The sequence below is a fragment of the Nonomuraea sp. NPDC049129 genome (assembly GCF_040648495.1).
GTDB lineage: Bacteria > Actinomycetota > Actinomycetes > Streptosporangiales > Streptosporangiaceae > Nonomuraea.
In genome coordinates this window covers 364,073-388,369 of record NZ_JBEZDU010000002.1, presented here as the reverse complement: position 1 = coordinate 388,369, position 24,297 = coordinate 364,073, and the positions used below count along the sequence as shown (strand labels likewise).

General features: G+C 68.6%; 24 protein-coding genes. 10 read left to right on the top strand and 14 right to left on the bottom strand.

Annotated features, from left to right (window positions below; genetic code table 11):
• Positions 1 to 2: 2 nt before the first annotated feature.
• The 6 genes from AB0B64_RS06810 to AB0B64_RS06785 form a co-directional block, all read right to left on the bottom strand.
• Positions 3 to 1,265, bottom strand: coding sequence for an ABC transporter permease (locus AB0B64_RS06810; RefSeq protein ID WP_358175251.1), 1,263 nt, complete (start codon positions 1,263 to 1,265; stop codon positions 3 to 5).
• On the bottom strand, positions 1,262 to 2,014 hold the full coding sequence (locus tag AB0B64_RS06805; RefSeq protein ID WP_357940942.1) for an ATP-binding cassette domain-containing protein: 753 nt from the start codon (positions 2,012 to 2,014) through the stop codon (positions 1,262 to 1,264). Before AB0B64_RS06805 ends, AB0B64_RS06810 begins: the two co-directional genes overlap by 4 nt.
• Positions 2,015 to 2,087: 73 nt before the next feature.
• Positions 2,088 to 3,203 carry a substrate-binding domain-containing protein gene (locus tag AB0B64_RS06800; protein ID WP_357642521.1) on the bottom strand — a complete coding sequence of 372 codons (1,116 nt, stop codon included), beginning with the start codon at positions 3,201 to 3,203 and terminating at the stop codon, positions 2,088 to 2,090.
• 250 nt (positions 3,204 to 3,453) lie between these two features.
• Positions 3,454 to 4,569, bottom strand: a complete 1,116-nt coding sequence (locus tag AB0B64_RS06795) for a hypothetical protein (protein ID WP_358175248.1) — start codon at positions 4,567 to 4,569, stop codon at positions 3,454 to 3,456.
• Positions 4,566 to 5,084, bottom strand: coding sequence for a SigE family RNA polymerase sigma factor (locus AB0B64_RS06790; RefSeq protein WP_358175245.1), 519 nt, complete (start codon positions 5,082 to 5,084; stop codon positions 4,566 to 4,568). The genes AB0B64_RS06795 and AB0B64_RS06790 overlap by 4 nt, the downstream gene beginning before the upstream one ends.
• A 179-nt stretch (positions 5,085 to 5,263) precedes the next feature.
• On the bottom strand, positions 5,264 to 5,953 hold the full coding sequence (locus tag AB0B64_RS06785; RefSeq protein ID WP_358175242.1) for a sulfite exporter TauE/SafE family protein: 690 nt from the start codon (positions 5,951 to 5,953) through the stop codon (positions 5,264 to 5,266).
• Between the two features lie 136 nt (positions 5,954 to 6,089).
• Here AB0B64_RS06785 and AB0B64_RS06780 point away from each other — a divergent pair, with 136 nt between their 5' ends.
• Together AB0B64_RS06780 and AB0B64_RS06775 are read left to right on the top strand one after the other, a co-directional pair.
• Complete coding sequence (locus tag AB0B64_RS06780; protein WP_358175239.1) at positions 6,090 to 6,410, top strand: hypothetical protein; 321 nt, start codon at positions 6,090 to 6,092, stop codon at positions 6,408 to 6,410.
• Positions 6,391 to 6,723, top strand: coding sequence for a type II toxin-antitoxin system PemK/MazF family toxin (locus tag AB0B64_RS06775; RefSeq protein ID WP_358175236.1), 333 nt, complete (start codon positions 6,391 to 6,393; stop codon positions 6,721 to 6,723). Before AB0B64_RS06780 ends, AB0B64_RS06775 begins: the two co-directional genes overlap by 20 nt.
• A gap of 122 nt (positions 6,724 to 6,845) precedes the next feature.
• Here the strand turns inward: AB0B64_RS06775 and AB0B64_RS06770 are convergent, their stop codons facing one another.
• A complete protein-coding gene (locus tag AB0B64_RS06770) occupies positions 6,846 to 7,481 on the bottom strand; it encodes a TetR/AcrR family transcriptional regulator C-terminal domain-containing protein (protein ID WP_357940926.1) in 636 nt (211 codons plus the stop codon).
• A 70-nt stretch (positions 7,482 to 7,551) separates the two neighbouring features.
• Here AB0B64_RS06770 and AB0B64_RS06765 point away from each other — a divergent pair, with 70 nt between their 5' ends.
• The gene (locus AB0B64_RS06765) at positions 7,552 to 8,475 is read left to right on the top strand and encodes an ATP-binding cassette domain-containing protein (protein ID WP_358175233.1); all 924 of its coding nucleotides are present in this window, start codon (positions 7,552 to 7,554) and stop codon (positions 8,473 to 8,475) included.
• Between the two features lie 86 nt (positions 8,476 to 8,561).
• Positions 8,562 to 9,398 (top strand): ABC transporter permease, encoded by an 837-nt coding sequence (locus AB0B64_RS06760; RefSeq protein WP_357940922.1) that lies wholly within the window; start codon positions 8,562 to 8,564, stop codon positions 9,396 to 9,398.
• 401 nt (positions 9,399 to 9,799) lie between these two features.
• Here AB0B64_RS06760 and acnA read toward each other — a convergent pair whose 3' ends face one another.
• Positions 9,800 to 12,547, bottom strand: a complete 2,748-nt coding sequence (gene acnA, locus AB0B64_RS06755) for an aconitate hydratase AcnA (RefSeq protein WP_358175230.1) — start codon at positions 12,545 to 12,547, stop codon at positions 9,800 to 9,802.
• A gap of 146 nt (positions 12,548 to 12,693) precedes the next feature.
• Positions 12,694 to 13,422: a metal-dependent hydrolase gene (locus tag AB0B64_RS06750; RefSeq protein ID WP_357940918.1), complete on the bottom strand. Its 729-nt coding sequence runs from the start codon at positions 13,420 to 13,422 to the stop codon at positions 12,694 to 12,696.
• A 353-nt stretch (positions 13,423 to 13,775) separates the two neighbouring features.
• Here AB0B64_RS06750 and AB0B64_RS06745 point away from each other — a divergent pair, with 353 nt between their 5' ends.
• The 5 genes from AB0B64_RS06745 to AB0B64_RS06725 all read left to right on the top strand — a co-directional run bounded on the left by AB0B64_RS06745 (position 13,776) and on the right by AB0B64_RS06725 (position 18,664).
• Positions 13,776 to 14,504, top strand: coding sequence for a PadR family transcriptional regulator (locus AB0B64_RS06745; RefSeq protein ID WP_358175227.1), 729 nt, complete (start codon positions 13,776 to 13,778; stop codon positions 14,502 to 14,504).
• Positions 14,505 to 14,507: 3 nt separating this feature from the next.
• On the top strand, positions 14,508 to 15,041 hold the full coding sequence (locus tag AB0B64_RS06740; protein WP_357940914.1) for a DUF1707 domain-containing protein: 534 nt from the start codon (positions 14,508 to 14,510) through the stop codon (positions 15,039 to 15,041).
• Positions 15,042 to 15,122: 81 nt separating this feature from the next.
• Positions 15,123 to 16,007, top strand: a complete 885-nt coding sequence (locus tag AB0B64_RS06735; protein WP_358175224.1) for an alpha/beta hydrolase — start codon at positions 15,123 to 15,125, stop codon at positions 16,005 to 16,007.
• 58 nt (positions 16,008 to 16,065) lie between these two features.
• Positions 16,066 to 17,469: an MFS transporter gene (locus AB0B64_RS06730; protein WP_358175221.1), complete on the top strand. Its 1,404-nt coding sequence runs from the start codon at positions 16,066 to 16,068 to the stop codon at positions 17,467 to 17,469.
• Between the two features lie 64 nt (positions 17,470 to 17,533).
• The gene (locus AB0B64_RS06725; protein ID WP_358175218.1) at positions 17,534 to 18,664 is read left to right on the top strand and encodes a hypothetical protein; all 1,131 of its coding nucleotides are present in this window, start codon (positions 17,534 to 17,536) and stop codon (positions 18,662 to 18,664) included.
• 213 nt (positions 18,665 to 18,877) lie between these two features.
• Here the strand turns inward: AB0B64_RS06725 and AB0B64_RS06720 are convergent, their stop codons facing one another.
• The 3 genes from AB0B64_RS06720 to AB0B64_RS06710 are packed head-to-tail and all read right to left on the bottom strand — an operon-like array spanning position 18,878 to position 21,314.
• Entirely contained in the window at positions 18,878 to 19,795 is a 918-nt protein-coding gene (locus tag AB0B64_RS06720; RefSeq protein ID WP_357940907.1) for a hypothetical protein, read from the bottom strand.
• Positions 19,792 to 20,262 carry a heme-degrading domain-containing protein gene (locus AB0B64_RS06715; RefSeq protein ID WP_357940905.1) on the bottom strand — a complete coding sequence of 157 codons (471 nt, stop codon included), beginning with the start codon at positions 20,260 to 20,262 and terminating at the stop codon, positions 19,792 to 19,794. The genes AB0B64_RS06720 and AB0B64_RS06715 overlap by 4 nt, the downstream gene beginning before the upstream one ends.
• 17 nt (positions 20,263 to 20,279) lie before the next feature.
• Positions 20,280 to 21,314, bottom strand: a complete 1,035-nt coding sequence (locus AB0B64_RS06710; protein WP_357940903.1) for a Gfo/Idh/MocA family oxidoreductase — start codon at positions 21,312 to 21,314, stop codon at positions 20,280 to 20,282.
• A 128-nt stretch (positions 21,315 to 21,442) separates the two neighbouring features.
• Here AB0B64_RS06710 and AB0B64_RS06705 point away from each other — a divergent pair, with 128 nt between their 5' ends.
• Complete coding sequence (locus AB0B64_RS06705) at positions 21,443 to 22,705, top strand: MFS transporter (protein WP_358175215.1); 1,263 nt, start codon at positions 21,443 to 21,445, stop codon at positions 22,703 to 22,705.
• A 45-nt stretch (positions 22,706 to 22,750) separates the two neighbouring features.
• Here AB0B64_RS06705 and AB0B64_RS06700 read toward each other — a convergent pair whose 3' ends face one another.
• Both AB0B64_RS06700 and AB0B64_RS06695 read right to left on the bottom strand, forming a co-directional pair.
• On the bottom strand, positions 22,751 to 23,818 hold the full coding sequence (locus tag AB0B64_RS06700; RefSeq protein ID WP_357940899.1) for a LacI family DNA-binding transcriptional regulator: 1,068 nt from the start codon (positions 23,816 to 23,818) through the stop codon (positions 22,751 to 22,753).
• 109 nt (positions 23,819 to 23,927) lie between these two features.
• Positions 23,928 to 24,092, bottom strand: coding sequence for a hypothetical protein (locus AB0B64_RS06695; RefSeq protein ID WP_358175213.1), 165 nt, complete (start codon positions 24,090 to 24,092; stop codon positions 23,928 to 23,930).
• Between the last annotated feature and the right edge of the window lie 205 nt (positions 24,093 to 24,297).

The window sequence follows — 24,297 nt, the reverse complement described above, 5'->3', positions numbered from 1 at the left end:
GATCACCTTAGACCAGCGGCTGCCGCCCGCTTGCGCGCCAGAGCGTCGACACCCGCGGCCAGGAGCAGAACGAACCCCGTGACCAGGTATTTCACACTCGCACCGTACCCCATCAGGCCCATGCCGTTCTCGATCACCGCGACCACGGCGCCGCCGAGTATCGCGTCGAGGACCCGCCCCTTCCCGCCGAACAGGCTGGTGCCGCCGATGACCGCGGCGCCGACCGCGTACAGCAGCACGGAGCTGCCGCCGGTGTTCGGGTCGACCGAGCTGGCCCGGGAGGCGGCGACGATGCCGCCGACGGCGGCCATCGCGGAGCAGATCACGAACGCGCTGATCCTGATCCGGTCGACGCCGATGCCGGCTCTGCGGGAGGCCTCCGCGTTCCCGCCGACCGCGTAGATATGCCGGCCGAACGCGGTACGGCGGAGCACGAACGTCCACGCGACCAGCAGCACGAGGATCACGGGCACCACGATCGGCACGCCCATGAGCGAGCTGATGGCCGGGTTGCGGGAGCGTTCGAGGTTGAGCACGTAGACGACGACGCCCCCGATGATCGCCAGCGCGCCCACGCGGGCGGCGATCAGCGAGAGTGGGTCGGCCACCAGCCCGCGCTTCGACCGCCGGCCGGCCCTGAAGAGCTGGAGGGCTGCGTACCCCGCCACGCAGGCCGCGAAGAGCGCCCAGCCCAGCCAGACCGGCAGGTTCTTGTTGGCGATGGCGACGATGACGGGATCCCGGATCGAGATGTTCGTCCCCTCGTCGACCAGCACCAGGACCAGCCCCTGGAAGGCGAGGAAGGCGGCCAGCGTCACCACGAAGGACGGTATGCCCACCTTGGCCACCAGCGTGCCGAGCACGGTGCCGATGACGATGCCGGTGAGTATCGCCGCCCCCACGCAGACGTACCAGGGCAGGCCCATGTTGGTGAGCGTCACCGCGAGCACCGCCGCGCAGACGCCGCTGGCGAAACCGGCCGACAGGTCGATCTCGCCGAGCAGCAGCACGAACACCAGGCCCATCGCGATCACCGTGACCGCGGCGCCCTGGGTGAACAGGTTCGCGATGTTGATCGCCGTGAGGAAGGCGGGACGTGCGATGGCGAAGACGGTGCAGAGCACCAGCAGGCCGAGTACGGCCGGCAGCGCGCCCATGTCGCCGCCGCGTACCCGCTCGATGTAGGCGGTGACGCTGTGCCCGATCGACGGCGACTGCTTCGCGGTGACGATCGCCTCGCCGGGGAGTTCCTTGACCTTGTTCATTGCGCGATCCCCAGGTCTCCGCTCCGGCCGGATGTGATCAGTTCGACGACCTGCGCGTGCGTCACGTCGGCGGTCCTGACCTGCGCGGCCATCCTGCCGAGATAGAGCGCCGCGATCTGGTCGGAGACGGCGAAGACGTCGTTCAGGTTGTGCGAGATGAGGACGACGGCCAGGCCGGTGTCGGCGAGCCGGCGGACCAGCTCCAGCACCTGCGCGGTCTGGGCGACGCCGAGGGCGGCCGTCGGCTCGTCGAGGATGACGACCTTGCTGTTCCACAGGACGGCCTTGGCGATGGCCACCGTCTGGCGCTGACCGCCGGACAGGCTGGACACCTGCTGCCTGATGGACTTCACCGTACGGACGGACAGTCCGTCGAGCGTCTGTGTGGCCAGTTCCTCCATCGACGCCTCGTCGAGCACGAGCCCGCTGCGGCGTTCCCTGCCGAGGAACATGTTCTGGACGATGTCGAGGTTGTCGCAGAGTGCGAGATCCTGGTAGACGATCTCGATGCCCAGCTCACCGGCGTCACGCGGGCCGTGCACCTGGACGGGGCGGCCGTCGAAGAGGATGTCGCCCCCGTCGATCGGGTAGATGCCGCCGATGCACTTGACCAGCGTCGACTTGCCCGCGCCGTTGTCGCCGACCAGGGCCGTCACCTCGCCGGGGTTGGCGGCGAAGGTGACGTCATGCAGGACCTGTACCGGGCCGAAGCTCTTGTCTATCCCGCGCACTTCGAGCAGGGGGGTCATGAGGCTCCCTTGGGGAGGGGTACGGCCGCCCTCTTAGGTCGCGGCCGTACCCGGTTCCGCTTTCTTCCTTTTCCTACTGAATTCCGGCCGAGGTGCACTTGGCGGCGAAGTCGCCGGTGCACAGCTCCTCCTTGGTCACGTAACCGTCCGCCACGACGTCCTTGACGTTGTCGAGGTAGATCGGCTGCGGGTCGAGCAGTTCGGACGGCACGTCCTGGTTGCTCTGCGGGTCCTTGACGCTGCCGCTCGCCGTGGGCTTCTCACCCTTGGCCAGCGCGACCGCGAGCTTGGCCGCCGCGTCGGCCTCCTTCTTGACGGCCTTGTAGACGGTCATGCACTGGTCGCCGACCAGGATGTTCTGCAGACCCTGGACCGTGGCGTCCTGGCCGGTCACCGGGACCTTGCCGTTGAGGTTGTTCTTCTTCAGCACCGTGATGGCGGCGTTGCCGAGACCGTCGTTGGCGGCCAGCACGCCGGCGATCTTCGGCGCGCTGGTCAGCATCTGCTCGAAGATGGTGCCGGCCTGGGCGTTGTCCCAGTCGGGCACGGACTGGTCGGGGCCCTTGACGTAGTCGCCCGAGTCGTACTTGGGCTTGAGCACGCCGTCATACCCGGCCTTGAAGAGGGTGGCGTTGTTGTCGGTCGGCGAGCCGTTGAGCTCGGCGATGATCGGCTTGCTGGCCTTCTTGTCGGTCAGGCACTTGACCAGGCCCTCGCCCTGCAGGGTGCCGACCTTGGTGTTGTCGAAGCTCACGTAGTAGGCGGCGCCGCCACCCAGCGTCAGCCGGTCGTAGTCGATGGTCGCCACGCCCTGGGACTTGGCCTTGTCGATGACCGTCTTGCCGGTGCCGCTGTCGAGGTTGACGATCATCAGCACGGTGGCGCCGTTGGTGATCATCTGGTCGGCGATGGTCTGGAAGGCCGTCTTGTCGTTCTGGGCGTTCTGGATGTCGTAGGCCACCCCGGCGGCCTTGAACGCCTCTTCCAGGTACTTGCGATCCGCCGTCTCCCAGCGGGCCGAGGACTTGCTGTCGGGCAGGATGACGCCGATCTTGCCGGCCTTCTGCGAGCTCTGCGTGCTCTGCGCGGAAGACGTGGACGAGGTCGGACCGCTGTTGCCCCCGCAGGCGGTGAGACCGAGGGCTAGAACGGCGGCCGCGGCGGTCAGGCTGAGGATCCCCTTGCGCATAGTGCAGGGTCCTTTCTTCCGGAGGGCCCGGATGAATGTTGTTTGCGGCAACGTATTCCGGGACGGCCTGCTTTGGAAGACCTACGAAGGGGGGAGTTTGTTGTTGCGGATAACAATCTAGAAACGCGGCTGACATCGGAGGTTCACCGGGCGCGTGCCTCCGGACAAGCGAAACGCCGCACCGGCCGGGGGGATCCGGCCGACGCGGCGTCTCTTGGGCAGCGTCTCTGCTGCGTCTCCTGTGCGGCGGTCAGCCGCTCGCGGCCCCGGGATAGCTCAGGTTCATGGTCCTGCCCGATTGACGGTCCAGGAGCCGAGCCCGCCCGGTGTTGACGTCGACCGCGTACGAACGCTCGCCTTCCTTGCCCCCGTACAGGAGCGTGACCTCGGATTCGCTCTGCCAGATCGTGGTGCCGGCGACGCCCCCGCGGTCGTCCGGCAGGCCGCTGATGGGCACCTTGCGCAGGAGCTTGCCGGTCTTGGCGTCGAGCAGGGTCAGTGTGCTCTTTTCGAGCATCAGGGGCTCGCCCTTGCCGACCTTCGGGAACTCGACGGCGGCCACCGTACGACCGTCGGGCGCTACTTCGCTGAACATGATGAACACGCCGTTGAAGCGCACCGGCTTGCCGCCCCCCGTGACGGGCATGAGCCACAGGTCGGTCTTGCGATAGCGGACCAGTTCGGCGACGCCGCCCTTGACGCTGACCGGCTCGTACTTGCCGTTGATGTGCGTCGTCCTGCCGGTGCGCACGTCGATCAGCATGCCGGGATACTTGCTGCCCTCGCGCGGGTCGAAGGCGATGTACCGGCCGTCGTCGGAGAGCACAAGCATGGAACCCACGCCGATCCGCTCCTCCTTGATGGTGACCGGCGACGTCGTCTCGGAGCCGCCCACCAGGTCGCGCACCACGTGCGCCTGAGCGTCGCGGCTGTAGTAGGCGAGCAGGCGGCCGTCCCGGCTGATCGCGACGGGCACCCGCTCGCCCTTGGCGGTCTTGGCGAGCGCCTGCGGCACGCGGTAGGTCTTGCCGGCGCGGGTGACCACCCGCCACTCGACCGCGGTGCAGTCGATCTCATGCTCGACGACCTTGCAGGATGTCATGTACGCGCGGCTGATCGCCCCCACCTTGCCCTGGGGCAGGTCGGGCACGGCCTCTTGGCCCTGCCGCGTGGCCGTCTGGGCACCACGCGGCCACGGCACCGCCACCACCACTGCCACCGCCGCCGTCACGCACAGCACCGCCACGGCGGATGCCGTCAGCACGGTCCGCCGCCTGTGCCGGTGGCCCGCGATGGCCACGTCGGCGAGGCTCACCAGCGGAGCCTCCTCGGCAATGTCCCCCAACGCCTCGCGCAGTCTCGTCATCGCGCCACCTCCACGATCTCGGGATCATCCAGCAGATGCACCAGTTCGGGCGCGACCTCGCGCAGGCGGGCCAGCGCGTGATGGGTCTGGCTCTTGACGGTGCCGACCGCACAGCCCAGCACCTCGGCCGTCTGCGCCTCGGTCAGGTCCTCCCAGAAACGCAGCACGATCACGGCCCGCTGCCTGCGCCCCAGCTTGGCCAGCGCCTGACGCAACACGATCCGGTCGAGCACGGCTCCGTCGGAGTACGCGCCCCGCTCGGGCGGATCACCGCTCGGCACCTCGGGACGTAATCTGCGCTTCCAGGAGATGTACTGGTTGACCATGGCCTTGCGCGTGTACGCCTCCGGGTTGCCGCCCTTGACCAGCTTGGACCAGTGGCCCACGACATTGATCAGGACGCTCTGCAGCAGGTCCTCGGCCAGGTGCGGGTCTCCCGTGAGCAGGTACGCGGTCCGCATCAGGGCTTGCTGGCGGGCGAGCACGAACTCACGGAAGCCGTCGTGACGGTCCAATGTGATCTCCTCTCCCCGGTTGCCAACGCGACTTGTGCGACAAAAGGTTGTATCGCCCGCCTCCTCAATCGCAGGAGTATGTTCGGGGGCTCTCAGGGACTCATGCGCCTGGAGCTCTGGAGCTCGGGCGCTCAGGGCTCGGGGATCAGCGGCAGACGGACTGAGTCAGGCGGCCCGGGTCAGGTGGCCAGGCTCTGGGCGATGAGGGCGGCGGCCGAGAGGGCGGCGACCACCAGCACCGCGGTCCGTACCTTCCCGCCGTCCAGGTAGCGCCGCAGCGGCCCCGACACCAGGAACCCGAGCACCATCGGCACGATCAGCACGGCCCCCGTGATGGCCGCCCGGCCGGAGAACTCCCCCACGAAGGCCAGGATCGCCAGCGACTGCGCGGCGCCGAGGAAGAAGATCATCGCCAGCGTCGCCCGGATCTGCGGCCCCTTGGCGTGCTGGTAGACCAGCGCGATCGGCGGCCCGCCGACGCCGGTCGCGGTGCCGGTGATGCCCGAGAAGAACCCGGCCCCCGCGATGGTCGCGGCGTTGCGCGGCACGCTGACCGCCCACGCCGTGAGTCCCACCGCGATGAGCACCATGACCCCCACGAAGACGCCTCGCGCGTAGACGGATATGTAGACCAGGACGACTCCACCGATGGCCGCACCGGGCAGCCGCCCCAGCACCGCGAAAACCACCCCGCGCCAGTCCACCTTCCGCCACTCCGCGGCCAGCGTGAACAGCGGCAACGTGACGTTGACCACCTGGATTGCGGTGGGCATCAGGGAGTGGTCGAGCATGGTGAGCACCGGCGCGGCCACCAATCCCAGCCCGAACCCCACGCTGCCCTGGACAACCGCCCCAACGAAGACCGCCAAACCGCCAACAATCAGCACTAATGCCATCTGAGTCACGGAGGAGAGTCAATCATCTTTACTCTAAGTTGCCATTCCAGCCCTTTGCGTAACCAAGGACATGTAGATTCCTCTCAGACGCCGACGTAGCCTCCGGAGTGTGCGCATGAAGCAGAAGGCCACGACGATGCGCGTCAGCGTCGAGACCAGAGATCGCATCGCCCGAATCGCCCGACAGGAGGGCCGGAGCATGACCGAAGTGCTGATCGACGCCATCCACGACTACGAGCAGAAGGTGTTCTGGGAAAGGGTCAACGAGCAGATCAAGCGAACCCAGAAGGAGGATCCCGCCGCCTGGGCCGACTACCTCGCCGAACGAGAGCTCGCCTTGGGGCCGCCCTCACGCTCTCGCCGGATCGCACCCGAGTGGGAGGGGCTGATCACGTTCCCCGAGGAGACCGATGAAGATAACCCAAGGTGAGATCTGGTTCACCAACTTCGGTGACCCAGCCGGCCGCGAACAGGGCTTTCCCCGGCCCGCTCTGATCATCAGCAACGACAGTCTCAACCAGTCGAGATTGGGACTGGTCTTCGCCGTCCCGCTGACGACGCGAAATCGCGGCTATCTCACGCATGTCCAAATCACCCCGAAGGGAACGGGCCTGGCCAAGACCAGTTGGGCGATGGTCGAGCAGCTTCGTGCCATCTCCCCGGAGCGCTTCGACTTCTACGTCGGCGCCGTCTCGGACGAGGTGCTCGCCAACACGGTCAACGTGCTCAAACGGATGCTGTGATCGACACCGTCAGGACGCTCATCCGGACGCCATGATCGGCGCCGCCCGGCGAAGTGGAGTTTCGCCGGGCGGTCGCCACTCACATGGTGCCAGATACCGCGATCCGCAGTCCGCCAAGCACCTCAATCGGCGGCGCTCCCGCTGGACAGTCGCAGCCGCATGCCGTCCAGGATGAGGGCCAGCCCCGCCTCGAACGAGCGGTCGCCCTGCGGGTCGCCCTCCTCCAGCAGGGCCGCCATGATCCGGGGGTAGCGTGCCTGAAACTCCGCCATGTCGGGCCCCGACTCGTCCGTGTCCGGCCGCGTCCGGTCGGCCTGCTCCTCCAGCACGAACCCGGCCACGTAGTTGCTCACCGCGAACAGTCCCCGCGCCGCGTCCGCCACCGTGAAGCCCGCCAGCTCCAGCGCCTCCACCGCCCGCTCCACCATCGCGAACATCTCGGGCGACGACCGCGTCCCGGCCGCCAGCCTGGCGCCGTCGCGGTGGGAGTTGAGTATCGACCGGCTGCCGCGGGCGTAGTCGGCCACCCACTCCCGCCACTGCGACGGGTCCGTGAACACCGGCCGCGTCACATGCGGCGCCTCCATGGCCACCGCCATCGCGTCGAGCAACTGCTGCTTGTTCTTGAAGTGCCAGTAGAGCGCCGGCGCCTGCACGCCGAGCTCCGCCGCCAGCCGCCGCAAGGTGAGGCCGTCGAGGCCCACCTCGTCGAGCAAGCGGAGCCCCGTCGCCACGATGGTGCCTTTTTCGAGTGCCACGGTTGACAGTTTAACAACGTTCAATGCATCCTTAACAGCGTTAGATTTAACGGCGTTAAGGAGGTTCGTCGTGATCCACGCGGAAGGGCTCCGGAAGAGTTACCGGTCCAAGGACGCGCTGGCGGGCATCGACCTGTCCGTGCCGGCGGGCACGGTCTGCGGGCTCCTCGGGCCCAACGGGGCGGGCAAGACCACCGCCGTACGCATCCTCACCACCCTCCTCCGCCCCGACTCCGGTCACGCGGAGGTGGCGGGGCTGGACGTGGTGCGGGACGCGGCGCGGCTGCGCTTCATGTTCGGGCTCGCCGGGCAGCACGCGGCGGTCGACGAGTTGCTCACCGGGCGGCGCAACCTGGAGATGTTCGGCAGCCTGTACCACCTGCCCAAGGCGGCGGCCCGGCGGCGGGCCGACGAACTGCTCGAGCGGTTCGACCTGACCGACGCCGCGAACCGGCGGGTCAAGACGTACTCAGGGGGCATGCGCCGCCGCCTCGACGTGGCCGCCAGCCTGATCGTCGCGCCGCCCGTGCTGTTCATGGACGAGCCCACGACCGGCCTCGACCCGCGCAGCCGCCTCGGGCTGTGGGAACTGCTGCGCGACCTGGTCACCGAAGGGACCACGCTGCTGCTCACCACTCAATACCTGGACGAGGCCGACCGTCTCGCCGACCAGATCGTCCTGCTCGACCAGGGGCGGGTCGCCGCCTCCGGCTCACCCGCGGAGCTGAAGCAGCGGATCGGCGGCGACCGGGTGCAGGTCGTCCTCCGCGCCGCCGCCGACGTCCCCCAAGCCCTCGACCTGGTACGGCGCGCGGCCGATGAACGGCAGGTGGAGGTGGTGGACGAGCGGCGGGTGACGGTGGCGGTCGAACAGGGGGCGCAGTCGCTCATCCGCATCGCCGGCGCGCTGGACACGGCCATGATCCCGGTCGAAGACCTGTCCCTCCGTCGCCCCACCCTGGACGAGGTCTTCCTCCACCTGACCACCACCTGACCACCCGACCACCAGCCCACAGCCGCTGACCGCCACCCGAACCGCCCTTCCGGCAGGTCCGGCCGATTCCCACGAGGTGACTCCACATGACCCTTGTCCACGTACCCGCTCCACCGACGACGCTCGGCGAGCGCCTCCGCTGGACGATCTCCGACTCCCTGACCATCGCGCGCCGCACCTACTTCAGGCTGATGGCGCAGCCAGGGGAAATAGCGGGATACCTGGTGTTCCCCGTTGTCATGACCATCCTGTTTGGCTATGTCTTCGGCAGCGCGATCACCCTCCCCGGTGGGGGCGACTACCGCAGTTACCTGATGCCCGGCATCTTCATGCAGGTCATGGCGATGACCGCGGCCGCCGCGGCCACGGCGGTCGGCGAGGACATGGAGCGCGGCATCATCGACCGGTTCCGCGCCCAGCCGATCGCCCGCGGCGCCGTGCTCATCGGCCGCAGCGTCGCCGACCTGTCCATGCACCTGCTGTCGCTGGCCTCGATGGTGGGGGCGGCGATGCTGCTGGCGGGGTGGCGGGCGCACGGCACCTTCGGGCAGACGGCGGCGGCGTTCGGCCTGCTGGCCCTGTTCGGCTTCGCGATGATCTGGGTGGGCACGTACATCGGGCTGTTCGTCAAGAGTGGCGCCCAGGCGGACGCGGCGACGTTCGGGTGGCTGTTCCCGATGACGTTCCTGGCCAACACGTTCGTCCCGACGGAGGGGCTTCCCGCCTGGATCAAGCCGCTCGCCGACTGGAACCCGATGAGCGCCGTGGTCGCCGCCGCCCGCCTGCTCTTCGGCAACCCGACGTCGCACTCCACCGCCTGGCCGCTCCAGCACCCGATCGCGGCGAGCCTGCTGTGGTCCGGGGCGCTCATCGTCGTCTTCATGCCGTTGGCCGTCCGCGCCTACCGCCGTATATCCCGCTGATCCGCCGGGTGACGTAGGCCGAAGCAGGCGGCCAAGAACGCGCACGTCACGGCGCCCAGCCCCGTGAACCGCAGGAGCGTGCCCCTGGACGGGGCCCGGCCATGGACGGCGGGTGGGGCTCACCGTGCCTGCCGTAAAAGGGAAGTGCCCGTAAAGCGGGTACGGAGGAGGGCGCCCCTGAACGGGGTCCGGCCACGGACGGCGGGTGGCTCGAAAGCAGATGTCTGCGGGAAGGCAGCAAAGCGCCGCCCGGCGGTGTGGTGCCGGGCGGCTCTTCGTGGTCGGGTGGTTCACCCCCGATGTGGGCGCGTGAGGTCGCGCCCGCCCGGCCGCGGGAAGTGCGGCGCGGGATCCCGGCGGCCTCCGCTCAGCTGGTGACCGAGGCGGAGACGCCGGAGAACTTAGGAGGACTTGGCGAGGAGGGAGCGCAGGACATACTGCATGATGCCCCCGTGCCGGTAGTAGTCGGCCTCGCCGGGCGTGTCGATGCGGACCACCGCGTCGAACTCCACCTCGCCCGCCTTGACGTGCACGGTCGCCGGGATGCCGCCCTTGTTGAGCTCCTCCACCCCGGTGATGTCGAACGTCTCCTCGCCGGTCAGCCCCAGCGAGGCGGCCGAGACGCCCTCCGGGTACTGCAGCGGCAGCACGCCCATCCCGATCAGGTTGGAGCGGTGGATGCGCTCGTACGACTCCGCGATCACGGCGCGGACGCCCAGGAGCGCCGTGCCCTTGGCCGCCCAGTCGCGCGACGAGCCCGAGCCGTACTCCTTGCCCGCGAGCACCACCAGCGGCGTCCCGGCCGAGGCGTAGTTGACCGAGGCGTCGTAGATGAACGACACCGGCCCCTCGGGCTGGGTGAAGTCGCGGGTGTAGCCGCCCTCGGTGCCCGGCGCGATCTGGTTGCGCAGGCGGATGTTGGCGAACGTACCCCTGATCATGACTTCGTGGTTGCCGCGCCGCGAGCCGTAGGAGTTGAAGTCCTTGACCGCGACCTCGTGCGACTGCAGGTACTGGGCGGCGGGCGTGCCGACCTTGATGGAGCCGGCCGGCGAGATGTGGTCGGTGGTGACCGAGTCGCCGACCTTCACCAGCACCCGGGCACCGGAAATGTCGGTAACGGGGTCAGGAGTCGAGGGCATGCCCTCGAAGTAGGGAGCCTTGCGCACGTACGTGGAGGAAGGGTCCCACTCGAAGGTGTTGCCCGTGGGGATCGGCAGCGATGTCCAGTGCTCGTCGCCCTTGAACACGTCGGCGTAGTCCCGCTCGAACATGTCGCGCCCGATCGAGGAGTTGACCACGGCCGCGATCTCCTCGGGCGACGGCCAGATGTCGCGCAGGAAGACCGGCGTGCCGTCGGCGCCGACGCCCAGCGGCTCGGTGTCGAGGTCGAGATCCATGGTCCCGGCCAGCGCGTACGCCACCACGAGCGGCGGCGAGGCCAGGTAGTTCATCTTGACGTCGGGGTTGATCCGGCCCTCGAAGTTGCGGTTGCCCGACAGCACGGCGGTGACGGCGAGGTCGTTGGCCTGGATCGCGTCGGAGATCTCCGGGAGCAGCGGCCCGGAGTTGCCGATGCAGGTGGTGCAGCCGTAGCCGACGAGGTTGAAGCCGATCTTGTCGAGGTACGGCTGGAGCCCCGAACGCTCGAAGTAGCCGGTGACGACCTGCGAGCCGGGAGCCAGAGAGGTCTTGACCCACGGCTTGCGGGTCAGGCCCTTCTCGACGGCGTTGCGGGCCAGCAGGGCCGCGCCGAGCATGACGTACGGGTTGGAGGTGTTGGTGCAGGAGGTGATCGCGGCGATGGAGACGATGCCGTGGTCGATCTCGAACGAGGTGCCGTCCTCGAGCGTCACCGAGACCGTCTTGTGCGGGCGGCTGCCGTTGGCGCGGGCGTTGGAGGCGGGCGCGTCGGAGGCGGGGAAGCTCTCTTCCACGGCCTCGTCGATGCCGTCGCCGTCGAAGTCGGTGACGTAGTTGCGCACGTCGCGGCGCCAGGTGTCCTTGGCGGCCGACAGGGCGATGCGGTCCTGCGGGCGCTTCGGGCCGGCGATGGACGGGACGACGGTGCCGAGGTCGAGCTCGATGTACTCGGAGAAGACCGGCTCGGCCGCCGACGGGTCGAGCCAGAGGCCCTGGGCCTTGGCGTAGGCCTCGACGAGCGCGATCTGCTCCTCGGAGCGGCCGGTCAGGCGCAGGTATTCGACCGTCTGGCCGTCGATCGGGAAGATCGCGCAGGTGGAGCCGAACTCGGGGCTCATGTTGCCGATCGTGGCCCGGTCGGCCAGCGGCACGGACGAGACGCCGTCGCCGTAGAACTCGACGAACTTGCCGACCACTCCGTGCTTGCGCAGGATCTCGGTCACCGTCAGCACCAGGTCGGTGGCCGTGGCGCCGGCGGGCAGCTTGCCGTTGAGCTTGAAGCCGACCACGCGCGGGATCAGCATGGAGATCGGCTGGCCGAGCATCGCGGCCTCGGCCTCGATGCCGCCGACGCCCCAGCCGAGGACGCCGATGCCGTTCTCCATCGTGGTGTGCGAGTCGGTGCCCACGCAGGTGTCGGGGTAGGCCTTGCCGTCGCGGATCATGACCACGCGGGCCAGGTGCTCGATGTTGACCTGGTGGACGATGCCGGTGCCGGGCGGGACGACCTTGAACTCGTCGAAGGCCGTCTGGCCCCAGCGCAGGAACTGGTAGCGCTCGTGGTTGCGCTCGTATTCGCGCTCGACGTTGCGCTGGAAGGCGTCGGGGTGACCGAAGTAGTCGACGATGACCGAGTGGTCGATGACCATCTCGGCGGGGGCCAGCGGGTTGATCCGGGCCGGGTCGCCGCCCAGGTCGCGTACGGCCTCACGCATGGTGGCCAGGTCGACCACGCACGGCACGCCGGTGAAGTCCTGCATGATGACGCGGGCCGGGGTGAACTGGATCTCCACGCTCGGCGCCGCCTTGGGATCCCAGCCGCCCAGCGCGCGGATGTGGTCGGCGGTGATGTTCGCGCCGTCCTCGGTGCGGAGGAGGTTCTCCAGCAGGATCTTCAGGCTGAACGGGAGGCGGGCTGCGCCTTCGACGGCGTCCAGCCGGAAAATCTCGTAAGACGCGTCGCCTACGCGTAGCGTGTCACGGCTGCCGAAGCTGTTCGCGGACACGATGATTCGCCTCCTCCATAGACATTTGCTCAGTTGAATCCTGCCGCACCCCGGGAGCAGTAAGAACGTTAGGTGAACCTAACCCGCGGGGCCGCGCGGCGGATGTCTTGATGTCAAGATATCTCTAAAAGTATCTCGACATCAAGTTAAACCGGCGCCAGCCGCCAGAACAGCAGGCCGATGATGGCGATGGACAGCACGGGAGCCAGGATCTTCTGCTCGAACGTCTTCCCGGTCTTGATCCCGATCTTCCACGGCAGCACGAACCGGACCGACACCGGCCACAGCACCGGACAGCCCCGCTCGGTCATGCAGTCGCCGACGACGTGCACGAGGCAGCCGATGGCCACGGCCATGCCCAGCCACGCGTAGCCGACCCCCTGCGACAGGAAGACGGCGTAGAGCCCGGCGGTCAGGCCGACGTTGATCATCGCCGAACCGAGCTTGTTGCCCGGGATGCCGATGCCGATCGCGCGCAGCGCCAGGCCGATGAGCAGCACGACCATGATGTCGCGGCCGATCGGATAGGTGTTGGCCAGCCAGTGCGCCGCGAACCCGAGCACCACCGCGAACGCCAGCGAATGCGTCGCCCCCCGATGTCCGCCGCTCAGCCAGTTGACGGCCTTGCTCAGCACCCAGGTGACCGGCCCGAACGTCTGCGCGATCGTCGCGCTCGGATGGTCGAGGTCGGGCAGCATGGCCGCCCCGGCGCAGATGATGGCGCCGGCGATGAACTCGGCCGGGGTGAGGGCGTTCGCCATGATCCCGGTCTCGATGAACCTGGACGAGTCGGTCAGCATCGGGAGCGCGGCGAGCCCGGGTGCGAGTCCTAGCCAAGCGATGGCCCCGGTCATCGCATGCGAATGCCCCATCATGATCGAAACTGTACGGCAAAGCCGTTCTTTACGCGCGGAGACCCGCCTGGGGCGCCATCACCCTCACCACGGCGCTACGGACTTTGCCGACCGCAGACCAACGCCGGTCGTACCGGAAATGTCCGGAAACGCAGACGAGGTCGTCTCCGCGGCGACAGCACCCCCCAGCCCTGCCGACGCGGAACGACCTCGTCTGCTCTGAACAACGACACCCTCCCGTCTCCTGTTCCCGTAATCCGCAACTTTTTCGTGATCTGTCTCACTCTGCCCACCCGCTTGCGAACGACATATTGGCGATATATCTTTGAAGCATCGAGAACATTCACAAGCATTCACAAGAAGGAGCGTTTGACATGACTTCCGCACAAGCAGCAGGTCGGCCGTGGCCCGAGCCCCGCGAGTTCAAGCGTGCCGCCCGTGAAGCGCTCAAGGCCGTGGCCGAGGCGTGGGAACAGGGCGGGCACCACCACCATCACCACCACCGCGGCGGCGGCCCGCACGAGGAGCGGCAACGCGGCCGGCGTGGATTCCCGCCCGAGTTCGGGCGCGGCCCCTGGGGATGGGGTCCCGGCGGACCGGGCCCGTTCGGGCATCGGGGCGGCTGGGGAGGCCGGGGTGGCCGGAAGGCCAAGCGGGGCGACGTACGTGCCGCGATCCTGGCGCTCCTGTCCGAGGAGCCGCGCAACGGCTACCAGATCATCCAGGAGATCGCCGAGCGCAGCGAAGGCGGCTGGAAGCCCAGCCCCGGCGCCGTCTACCCGGCGCTCCAGCAGCTCACCGACGAGGGGCTGGTCGTCGCCGAGGAGAACGAGGGCCGCAAGACCTTCCGCCTCACCGAGACCGGACTCGCCTACATCGAGGCGCACGCCGACGAGATCCGCGCCCCGTGGGACGAGATGCGGCCCGACATCGACGACAACACCGCGGACCTGTGGGACATCGCGCGCCAGTCGGCATTCGCGATGATGCAGGTTTTGCAGACCGGGAGCGACGCACAAATCCGCGAAGCGCGTAAGACTCTTGTAGAGACCCGGCGCAAGCTCTACCAGATTCTGGCCGACGGCGACCCGGGTGAGGAGTAACGCATGACCGGCGCCACCCTGGAAGGCCGGTACGGGGAGAGCGAGGAACCAGCCATGGACCCCAACGATCTCCGCATCGGCGACGCCGAGCGCGAACAGACGATGGCCGACCTGCGCGAGCACTTCGCGCAGGGCCGCCTCGACCGCGAGGAGCTGGACCAGCGCCTCGATCGGACGCTCGGCGCACGCACCGCGCGAGACCTCGCGCAGATCACCGCTGACCTTCCGGGACAGCGGCGGCAGTACGACTACCGCGACCCGCATGGCCTGCCTCCCCAGGCGTTCGACAAGGACGCCTGGCGGGCGGCGATGAAGGCGCACCGGCACCAGATGCAGTCGATGCGTCACGAGCGGCGCGACATGCGACATGGCTGGGGACGGCGGCACCATGGGCCGGGGCCGTTCCTGCCGATCCTGTTCGTGTTGCTGATGGTGGGGCTCGTGTTCGGGGGGTTCGGCATCGCGAAGGTGCTGTTCTTCGTGTTCATCGGAGCCATGGTCTTCAAGATGATCCACCGGCACTCCCACCGCCGCTGACCCCCTTATCCCCTTTTAAAGGCATATATAGGTCCGATCGCCGCCGTCACCCGGCGGGCGGCGATCGGCACAATTCGCGGCATGTTCCAGCATCCGAACGGCCGCCACCACGAGATCCGCGGCCACCGCCTCTGGGTAGAGCAGGACGGCGCGGGCTCCCCGGTCGTCCTGCTGGCCGGGCTCGGCCCGGCCGGTTCGCACGTGGTCTTCCACCCGCACTTCGACGCGCTGGCCGCCGACCATCGGGTGATCTACGTCGACCTCCACGGCCGCGGCCGCTCCGACCGCCCGGCCGACCTGGGCGAGATCACCTTCGCGAACGACGTGGCCGACGTCACGGCCCTGCTCGGCGAGCTCGGCCCCGCGCACCTGTACGGCTTCTCCTACGGCGGCCTGATCGCCCAGGCCGTCGCCCTGGATCACCCGCACCTCGTCACGACCCTCACTCTGGCCAATTCCCTGCACAGCCCGGAGATGTGGCAGCTCAACCACGCCAACATCAACCGCGAACTCGCCTCCCAGCTCCCGGAGACCTGGGAGCGCATCCAGGCGCTGCGGCGCTCCGGCCTGCGGTCCACGTCCGCGCCCATGCGCGCGGAGTTCGCCGCGGCGGCACCGCTGATCAGGTTCTACGATCCCGCCAACGCCGCCCTGCTGGCCACCGAACCGGGCGCCCGCAACGAGGAGCTTTATCCGCTCTTCTGCGGTGACGACGTCGATTTCATGATCGGTGGTCAGGTGGCGGCGATTCCGGATTTCCGGCCGCGACTCAAGGAGCTCGCCGTCCCGCTGATGGTGCTGGCCGGGCGGTACGACCGGGCGTTGTATCCGGCGGCGCAGCTGGACTTCCAGCGGTTCGCCCCGCGGGCGCGCTTCGAGATGCTGGAGCGCAGCGGCTCCTTCGGCCACGTCGAAGAGCCTGAAACCGTGCTGGGCCTGCTGCATGAGTTCTGGCGGTCCGCATGAGGGCGCGGGTTCCGGCGGTCGGCTTGAGGGCGCGGATCCGTGAGTTCTGGCGGTCCGCATGACGAAGCGGTCCGGCTCCGCGACCACTGACCGGTCGCGTGACGAGTCGCCTCTGGGGCGCGCGACGCGCCGGACGGCAGATCGTGACTTCGGCCTGCTCTGGGCCGGGCAGTCGTTGTCGCTGTTCGGAGACCAGTTCATGACGCTGGCACTGCCGCTGCTGGCCGTGACCGTCCTGGGCGCTTCCCCGGCGCAGGCCGCGTTGCTGCCGTTCGCGCTGTTCGTCCCCTTCCTCCCGCTCGGCCTGCCGGCCGGGGCCATCGTGGACCGGCTGCCCCGCCGTACCGTCATGCTGGTCTGCGACGGCGTGCAGGTGCTGGCGTTCGGCGCGATCTGGGTGCTGGCCGTTCTGGGCGGGCTGACGTTTCCGGTGCTGTTCGCGCTGATCCTGGTGAGCGGGTGCGCGGTGGTGTTCTTTCAGGTCGCGTACACCTCCTACCTGCCCAGCCTGTACGGCGAGGCGGAGGCGCTGCATCGCGGCAACACGCGGCTGGCCCTGTCGGAGTCGGCGGCCAAGGCGCTGGGCCCGATGGCGGCCGGGCCGGTCATCGCGGCGCTCGGCCTGGTCGGGGCGATTGCCGCCAACATGGTCAGCTTCACGGCGTCACTCACCTCGCTGGCGCTGATCCGCCACCGCGAGAAGGTCGCCACTGAGCTGAGTACCACCGCGCCGGGGACCGCACCTGGATCGGGCACCACGACCCCAGGCCACGGACGTGAGCCCGGCTGGATGCGGCGCGACATCGCCGAGGGGCTGCGGTTCGCGCTCCGGCACCCGATCCTCCGGCCCGTCCTGGCGTGCGGCACGGTCTATGTCCTGGCACTGTCCATGGTCGAGACGAGCCTGGTGCTCTACTGCCGCAACGTCCTCGGCCTGTCCCCCGGCTGGATCGGCGTGGTGATCGGCGCCGCCGCGGCGGGCTACCCGATCGGGAACCTGCTGTCGACCCGGCTGATCCGCCGTCTCGGCTCGCCGCGCACCCTCGTACTGGCCGCGTCGGTGTCCGTGCTGGGCATCGTCGCCATGCCCGCGCTCGGCTCCCTGGGCGGGGCACCCGGCGCGATCGGGCTGGTCGCGGGGAGCATCGTGCACTGCGTCGGCGAGGGCGCCTTCAGCCCCACGTCGATCACGATGCGCCAGGTGCTCACCCCGGCATCCCTGTTGGGCCGGGTCGGTTCGGTGCAGCGATTCCTCCTCTGGGGAGCCATCGCGCTGGGCAGTCTGCTGGCCGCGGCGGCGACCGCGCTGGGCGGGCTCGCCGCCGCGGTGTGGATCGGCGCGCTGGGCACCATACTGTGCCTGCCCGCCCTGCTCCAGCGCGGCATCCGGGCGGCGATGACATCGGCTCCGGCCTCTGGCGTTCAACAAGACGCCACAAGAGAGTCAAACAATAGTCAGTAAAGTTCCCGCGTGTCCGTTTATGGTGTCGGTCAGAACTGATCCACTGAAAGGTACGCGGAAGAACATGCGGGTCGCTCAACTACTGCTCGCGACGTTGACAGCGTCGGCCCTGCTCGCCCTCCCCGCCCAGGCGGCCGACCGGCCGTCGCGACTTCCGGCGGAGGTGAACGGCGGGGCCTGGCCGTCGGGCCACGTCCAGGGGATCGCGATCGACCAGAAGAAGGGGTTCATGTACTTCTCCTTCACCAACCTCCTGGTCAAGACCGACCTCGCCGGCAAGCCGGTCGGCTCCGTCACCGGCTTCACCGGCCACCTGGGCGACCTGGACTTCAACAGCCGCGACGGCCGCGTGTACGGCTCCCTGGAGTACAAGGCCGCCAAGTCCTTCTACATCGCCATCTTCGACGTGGACCGCATCACCAGCCTCGACATGAACGCCGAGACCTCCGACGTGGTCACGGCCGTCTACCTCAAGGACGTGGTGGACGACTACAGCGCCGACATGAACGGCGACGGCGTCTTCGACGGCGACACGGCCAAGACCCCGGACCACCGCTACGGCTGCAGCGGCATCGACGGCGTCGCCTTCGGCCCCGCGTTCGGCAAGCGCGGCGGCGGCGACAAGCTGACGGTCGCGTACGGCATCTACGCCAACGCCGACCGCCAGGACAACGACTACCAGGTCATCCTGCAGTACGACATCAAGCAGTGGCGCCAGTACGAACGCCCGCTCACCCAGAGCGAGCCGCACACCTCAGGACCATCCCGCTCGGACGGCAAGTACTTCGTCCGCACCGGCAACACCACCTACGGCGTACAGAACCTGGAGTACGACGGCCACACCGGCAACTGGTTCATGGCGGCGTACAAGGGCATCAAGCCGCAGTTCCCGAACTACTCCTTCTTCATGATCGACGGCGCCAAGCCCGCCGTGATCAAGCCCATCGAAGGCCAGCCGCAGCCCGAGCGCGGCAAGACGCTCTCTTTGGTCGAGCGGGGTCTCCATGACCAGGCGACAGGCATCTGGGGCTGGGAATTCGGCGGCCAGTACGGCCTGGCCTCGCTGGACGACGGCCGCTACTACGTCGCCCAGCAGGGCACGGTCGTGGAAGACGGGGTGACCAAGCAGACCGGCCTCGCCCAGCTCCACCGCTGGACCGGCAAGGCCCCGGCGCCCTTCGAACGGGTCCAGTAGCGGTCGCCTGGCTGGACCGTCTCCTGACAGTGGTCCAGCGGATGCGCGGGTGGCGATCATCCCGATGATCACCACCCGCGGCGGTCAGACGTCGCCTCCATCTGGCGTGGTGAAGTACGGGTGCTGCCGCAGGAACGCCGACGACGCGGCGCTGCTAGCCGCTGTCGCCGAGGATCCACGGCAGCGGGTTGATCGCGGTGCGGCGCACCAGGGTCATGGGAGTCTCCTCACAGGCTGGTCGAAGGGGTAGTCCACGAAGGCGAACGCCGATCCGTCCGGCGCCCAGCTGGGCACGTTGATCGTGCCCTGCCCGCCGTCGAGGGCGACCAGCGTGGTCGGCTCCTGCCAGGCGCCGACCGATACCAGCCGCAGCTCGACGGGCAGGTCGGCGGGGTGCCCGGTGGTGCCCGGCGGGTAGCTGAGGTAGACCGCGACATCGCCGGTCGGAGCGACATGCGGGAACCAGTTCACGCGCTCGTCGAAGGTCAGCTGCGCCAACTCGGTCCCGTCCGGCCGTACGCGGGCGAGTTGGGCGTGTCCGGGCGTGGTGGAGAACTGCTCGGTGTTGAACACGATCCACTCGCCGTCCGGCGTCCACTCGCATCCGTCCGCGGGGCCCGGGTCGGTCGTGACGGCGATATCTCCCCGCCCGTCGACGCCGACGGTGTGGATGGTCGCCGACGCCCACCAGTTGTCCCCTTCCGGGGTCAAACGGACGTAGCCGAGCCGTTGCCCGTCGGGGCTGACGCCGTGCAGGAAATGCATCCCGCCGTCATCGGCGGTGACGCGACGCGCCGTACCTCCGGTGAGGGGGACCTGCCAGATGTGCCAGTCGTTCGCCGACGCGAACACGGTCGCCCCGTCGGGGGCGAGAACGTGGTCGTTGTTGACGTCCGGCAGCCCTTCCGCGGGGATCTCCCGGGGCGGCTCGGAACCGTCGACGGGCAGGAGCCAGAGTTTCCCGTCGCCGTTGATCAGCAGCCGGCCGTCGGGCGTCCAGTTCGGCGCCTCGTAGAGGCGATCACGCGACTCGCACACCGTACGCACGGCTCCGGTGCGGCGATCCCAGACGCGGATCCGGGCGCGCTGCCCGGGCCGCAACCGCCGTTGCGGCACTTTTTGCTCACTCACTTACCGTCTCCTTCGGCCAGGTAAGCGCGAATGCCTTCGACAATGAGGTCATGGTCCTCCTGCGAGGACAGCCCGGAGGCGGTCGCCGCCGCGACGACCCCGGCTCCTCGTACCCGGATGGGGAAGGATCCGCCGGTCACCGCGTACTCGGCACCCAGCCATCCGGCCGCGACCGGATTCACCCCCATGGCGGACAGGCGGGCGTCCACCAGCGCGCTGCTGGCCTCCATGCGCAGGACGACGGCGGCCTTGCGGGCGATCCAGGTGTCCTGGTCGGGGGTGATCCCCGGCAGGGCGGCGCGGAAGAGGATCAGGCCGGGTCGGCGGATGTCGATACCCACCTTGTGGCCGGCTTCCTGCGCGATCGCGGTGATGCGGGTGCCGAGTCGCCAGGCGTGCGCGTGGTCGAACGCGTCGAAGACCAGCTCCTGCTCCTGACGTTCCAGCGTGGTGACGAGATCGGTCATGACGGCTCTCCTTCAAGTCAGGAGGCGGCGAGCTGGGCTCGCGCCTGGTCGATGGTGTCGAGGATCGAGACGGTCTCGTCCAGCGTGTGCACGGGCGATTCGGTACGGCCTTCGCCGACGAACCGGGCCAGCGCCGTGGCCTCCCACGAGAGCCCGGCGAAGAGCTTCAGGTCCGTCGGGTCGCTCCAGGTGAGCACGGGGGCGAACGGGTTGCTGTCCGCGAGCGTGAAGGAGGTGGGGGTGTAGAAGCTGCCGTCGACACTGATCGTCGCCGCCGATCCGGCGATCACGGCGGTCATCGACGTTCGAGCCAGGATCGACGAGTACAGCGTGGACTGCGCGTCTCCCTCATGAGTGAGCACGAGCGTCGAGTAGGCGTCCACGCCCGTCTTCGTCATGCCGCCGACAGCGACGACCCGGGTCGGGGCGCCGAGCACCATCGAGGAGAACTGCACCGGGTAGATGCCCAGATCCAGCAGCGCGCCGCCGCCGAGCTCAGGCCGGTAGAGGCGATGCTGCGGATCCGCGGTGATCGCCTGCCCGTGATCGGCGAGTACGACACGAACCTCCCCGAGTACGCCATCGGCGAGCAGCTTGCGGATGACCGACGTCTGGGGCAGGTAGCGGCTCCACATCGCCTCCATCACCAGCACCCCCGCGGCACGTGCCGCGTCCGCCAGCGTCCGCGCCTCGGCCGCGCTCACCGTGATCGGCTTCTCGATCAGTACGTGCTTGCCCGCGGCGATCGCCGCCAGCCCGATCGAAAGGTGCTCGCTCTGCGGCGTCGCGATGTAGACGACATCCACCTCCGGATGCGTCACCAGCTGCTCCGTGGAGCCGAGCGCGACCTCGATGCCGTGTTCGGCGGCGAACGCAGCCGCCCGATCGGCCGAGCGGGACGAGACCGCCACGACGCGCTGCGCGGTGTGGGCGCGCAGCGCCTTGGCGAACTCACCCGCGATCCATCCCGGTCCTACGATGCCCCACCGCAGGGACGGCTCCCCCGTGCCTGGCAGGTAGAGGTCGGGGTCGGGGAGATGAGAAGGCAGCATGTTCACTCCATGTCATCGACGTTCTAGAAAACTGACTTGGCACGAGCTAAAGTTACGCGCAGGTTAGCACGAGCCAAATTGTGTTGGCCGAGTTTCTGGCGTTCGGCTACGAACTAAAGGAGGCGTCGATGTCGACAGAACTGCCGGCGCGCTCGCACACACCCCCCCTCCCCACCCAGCCAGTCCGCAACTGGTACCTCGCCGCCCTCGGGGTAGCGCAGTTCGGAATCTTCGTGGCGATCCTCTCGCCAGTGATCGTCAGCATGCAGCTCAAGGCGCAGGAGCTGAATCCGGACAATCCCGCATCCATCATCGGCACCGTGCTGCCCATCGGCGCGCTCGGAGCCCTGGTCGGGAACCCACTCTTCGGAGCACTGAGCGATGCGACGAAGACGAGGTGGGGGCGTCGCCGGCCCTGGCTCCTCGGCGGCATCGTGGCACTGCTGGCCGGCCTCGCCTGGGTCTCCCTGAGCACGAACGTACTCACGCTGACCATCGCCTGGCTGGTCTGCCAGCTCGCGTCGAACGCGGCATCCGCGGCGCTGGTCGCGAGCTTCGCCGACAACGTCCCCGAAACCCAGCGCGGCCGCGCCTCCAGCGTCCTCGCCCTCGCGCAGAACGTGTCGATCCTCGCCGGCAGCTACGGCGCCGTCCTGCTCGTGAAGAACCTGCCCATCCTGTTCGTCGCGCCCGGCGTCATCGGCGTCGCCTGCATCATCGTGTACGTCCTCGTCACCCCCGATCGCCTCCCGGACACGCCGGTCCAGCCGTTCTCCGTCGCCCGGATCCTCGGCACCTTCTGGACGAACCCCATCAAGTACCCCGACTTCGGCCTGGCCTGGTGGTCGCGGTTCTGCATGGTCCTCGGGGCCTTCGTCTTCACCACCTATCGGCTGCTTTACATGCAGAGGCACCTGGGCCTCAGCGCGGCCGACGCGGTCGTGGCGGTCGCCAACGGCGTGCTCCTCTACACGATCACCCTGTTCATCGGCACCAGCGTCGCCGGCTGGCTGTCCGACAAGCTCCGTCGCCGAAAGATCTTCGTCGCCGGCTCTTCACTCGTGTTCGGCATCGGGCTGGTCATCCTCGCCTTCGCCGACAGCGTGGCCGTGTTCTACCTCGCCGAGATCATCATGGGACTCGCGTTCGGCATCTACGCGGCCGTCGACACGGCCCTGGTCATCGATGTCCTGCCGGACCCCGACAAGCCGGGCAAGGACCTCGGCGTCATGAACATCGCCAACTCCCTGCCACAGTCCCTCGCCCCCGCGCTCGGGCTCCTGCTGCTGGGCATGGGCGGTGGTGACAACTACCCGGCGCTGCTCTGGGGCGCGGGCATCATCACCGCCATCGGCGCCGCGCTCATCATCCCCATACGCGGCGTCCGCTGACCCCAGCCCATCGCCGCAGTCGGGTCGTGGCGTGCCACCCGCACATCACGACCCGGTTTGGGCGGGCCCTGTCCGGGCGGGGCCTGTCGACTCACGAACCACAAGCTCCGTCCGCGTCGCACTCACTCGGCGCGGCTTGTCACCGCACTCGAGCCGCTCCAGCACCGACGTCAAGGTCGCCTCGACGGTGGCCTCGACATCCTGCCGAACCGACGTCAGCCGGTGGTACGACAGCGACGCCAGGTAGCTGTCGTCGAACCCGACCACGGAGATCTCGTCGGGCACCCGCACGTTCGCCTGCGCGAACACCGCCAGCACACCCACCGCGCACTGATCGCCACAGCACACCACAGCGGTCGGACGCCGGTCGCGCCCCAGGATCTCGCGCGCCGCGCTCGCCCCGTTCTCCTCGGAGAAGCCGCTGGAGAGCACCTCGATCCGGTCCTCCAGCCCGAACGCGGCCATCGCCCCGCGGTAGGCATCGGCACGATCCCGGCCTACGTTCCCCCCGAGCCCGCCGACGTAGACGATGTCACGATGCCCGAGCCCGACGAGGTGCTCGATCGCGAGACGAAGTCCCTCGACCTCGTCCACATGAACGTTGTCGACGTCGGACTTATGCGCCCATTCCCCGAGCCACACCACGGGCAGGAGTTCGCAAGCCTCCGCCAGAGCGCTCGACGCCGGATCCGGATTGAACGCGACCAGCGCCTCCACCCGTTGCTCCATCAGCTCAGCGACGACGACATCCGTCGACCGCTCAACTGTCCTCGGCCCCAGCGCCAACCCGAACCCCTCTTCGGCCGCCCGGACGAACAACCGCTCCACGAAGCGCACCTGAAACGGATGGCGAATCTCGAACACCGCTCCGATCAGGCGCGTGCGATTCTGACGAAGCAGCCGCGCCGAGGCATTCGGCCGATACCCGAGCTCACTCGCCGCGGCGAGGATCCGCTCCTTCGACTCCGCACTCGGGCCGGGAACATCCCGCATCACCAGCGAGACCAGCTGACGCGACACACCCACATGGTCAGCGATGTCCTGCATCGTCGGCAGCCGGCCGGAACCCTTGTATTTCCGCGGCGTCCGCGCACCATCCACGCCGGTCGTCATGCGTACCAGTCTCGCACGTGCTAATCGGGTCGCGGGTCGCAAGCGAACCGGCCGGCGCGCAGCCGAACCCACCTATCTTTCGTCCTCAGTGATGACGGGGGTCAGCGACCTACCACGCCCGCGTCTCCACACACCAGGCGGCCAGCTCGGCGAGTTGGGCGACGGTCCGCAGCCGCGCGCTCGCCGGTGCGCACTGCTGGAGATCGATGTGGCAGGGGGCGCCGAGAAGCTCGCCGGATGGCACCGTCCTCTGGACGTCTGGAGCCCCCGACATCTGGGGCATCCTGCGCGCCCTGGAACAGCCAGGCATCGTATTCCTGGCGGAACAAGGCGTATCAAGAGGCCGAAGGCCCGGTTCCCACTCCGCACGACAAGCCCGAGTCCCAGAAGCAGGCCAGCCGTTCCTACGCCAAGCTTCGCGGACCTGGCGAACACGCGAATGCCCAGTTGAAGAGCTGGAAAATCCTCCGAAATCTACG

Bases quoted from the DNA above. Each gene is read 5' to 3' on its own strand.
- AB0B64_RS06810 (WP_358175251.1), bottom strand. From the start codon at position 1,265: ATGAACAAGGTCAAGGAACTCCCCGGCGAGGCGATCGTCACCGCGAAG.
- AB0B64_RS06805 (WP_357940942.1), bottom strand. From the start codon at position 2,014: ATGACCCCCCTGCTCGAAGTGCGCGGGATAGACAAGAGCTTCGGCCCG.
- AB0B64_RS06800 (WP_357642521.1), bottom strand. From the start codon at position 3,203: ATGCGCAAGGGGATCCTCAGCCTGACCGCCGCGGCCGCCGTTCTAGCC.
- AB0B64_RS06795 (WP_358175248.1), bottom strand. From the start codon at position 4,569: ATGACGAGACTGCGCGAGGCGTTGGGGGACATTGCCGAGGAGGCTCCG.
- AB0B64_RS06775 (WP_358175236.1), top strand. From the start codon at position 6,391: ATGAAGATAACCCAAGGTGAGATCTGGTTCACCAACTTCGGTGACCCA.
- AB0B64_RS06760 (WP_357940922.1), top strand. From the start codon at position 8,562: ATGACCCTTGTCCACGTACCCGCTCCACCGACGACGCTCGGCGAGCGC.
- AB0B64_RS06750 (WP_357940918.1), bottom strand. From the start codon at position 13,422: ATGATGGGGCATTCGCATGCGATGACCGGGGCCATCGCTTGGCTAGGA.
- AB0B64_RS06745 (WP_358175227.1), top strand. From the start codon at position 13,776: ATGACTTCCGCACAAGCAGCAGGTCGGCCGTGGCCCGAGCCCCGCGAG.
- AB0B64_RS06740 (WP_357940914.1), top strand. From the start codon at position 14,508: ATGACCGGCGCCACCCTGGAAGGCCGGTACGGGGAGAGCGAGGAACCA.
- AB0B64_RS06735 (WP_358175224.1), top strand. From the start codon at position 15,123: ATGTTCCAGCATCCGAACGGCCGCCACCACGAGATCCGCGGCCACCGC.
- AB0B64_RS06730 (WP_358175221.1), top strand. From the start codon at position 16,066: ATGACGAAGCGGTCCGGCTCCGCGACCACTGACCGGTCGCGTGACGAG.
- AB0B64_RS06725 (WP_358175218.1), top strand. From the start codon at position 17,534: ATGCGGGTCGCTCAACTACTGCTCGCGACGTTGACAGCGTCGGCCCTG.
- AB0B64_RS06715 (WP_357940905.1), bottom strand. From the start codon at position 20,262: ATGACCGATCTCGTCACCACGCTGGAACGTCAGGAGCAGGAGCTGGTC.
- AB0B64_RS06710 (WP_357940903.1), bottom strand. From the start codon at position 21,314: ATGCTGCCTTCTCATCTCCCCGACCCCGACCTCTACCTGCCAGGCACG.
- AB0B64_RS06705 (WP_358175215.1), top strand. From the start codon at position 21,443: ATGTCGACAGAACTGCCGGCGCGCTCGCACACACCCCCCCTCCCCACC.
- AB0B64_RS06700 (WP_357940899.1), bottom strand. From the start codon at position 23,818: ATGACGACCGGCGTGGATGGTGCGCGGACGCCGCGGAAATACAAGGGT.
- AB0B64_RS06695 (WP_358175213.1), bottom strand. From the start codon at position 24,092: ATGTCGGGGGCTCCAGACGTCCAGAGGACGGTGCCATCCGGCGAGCTT.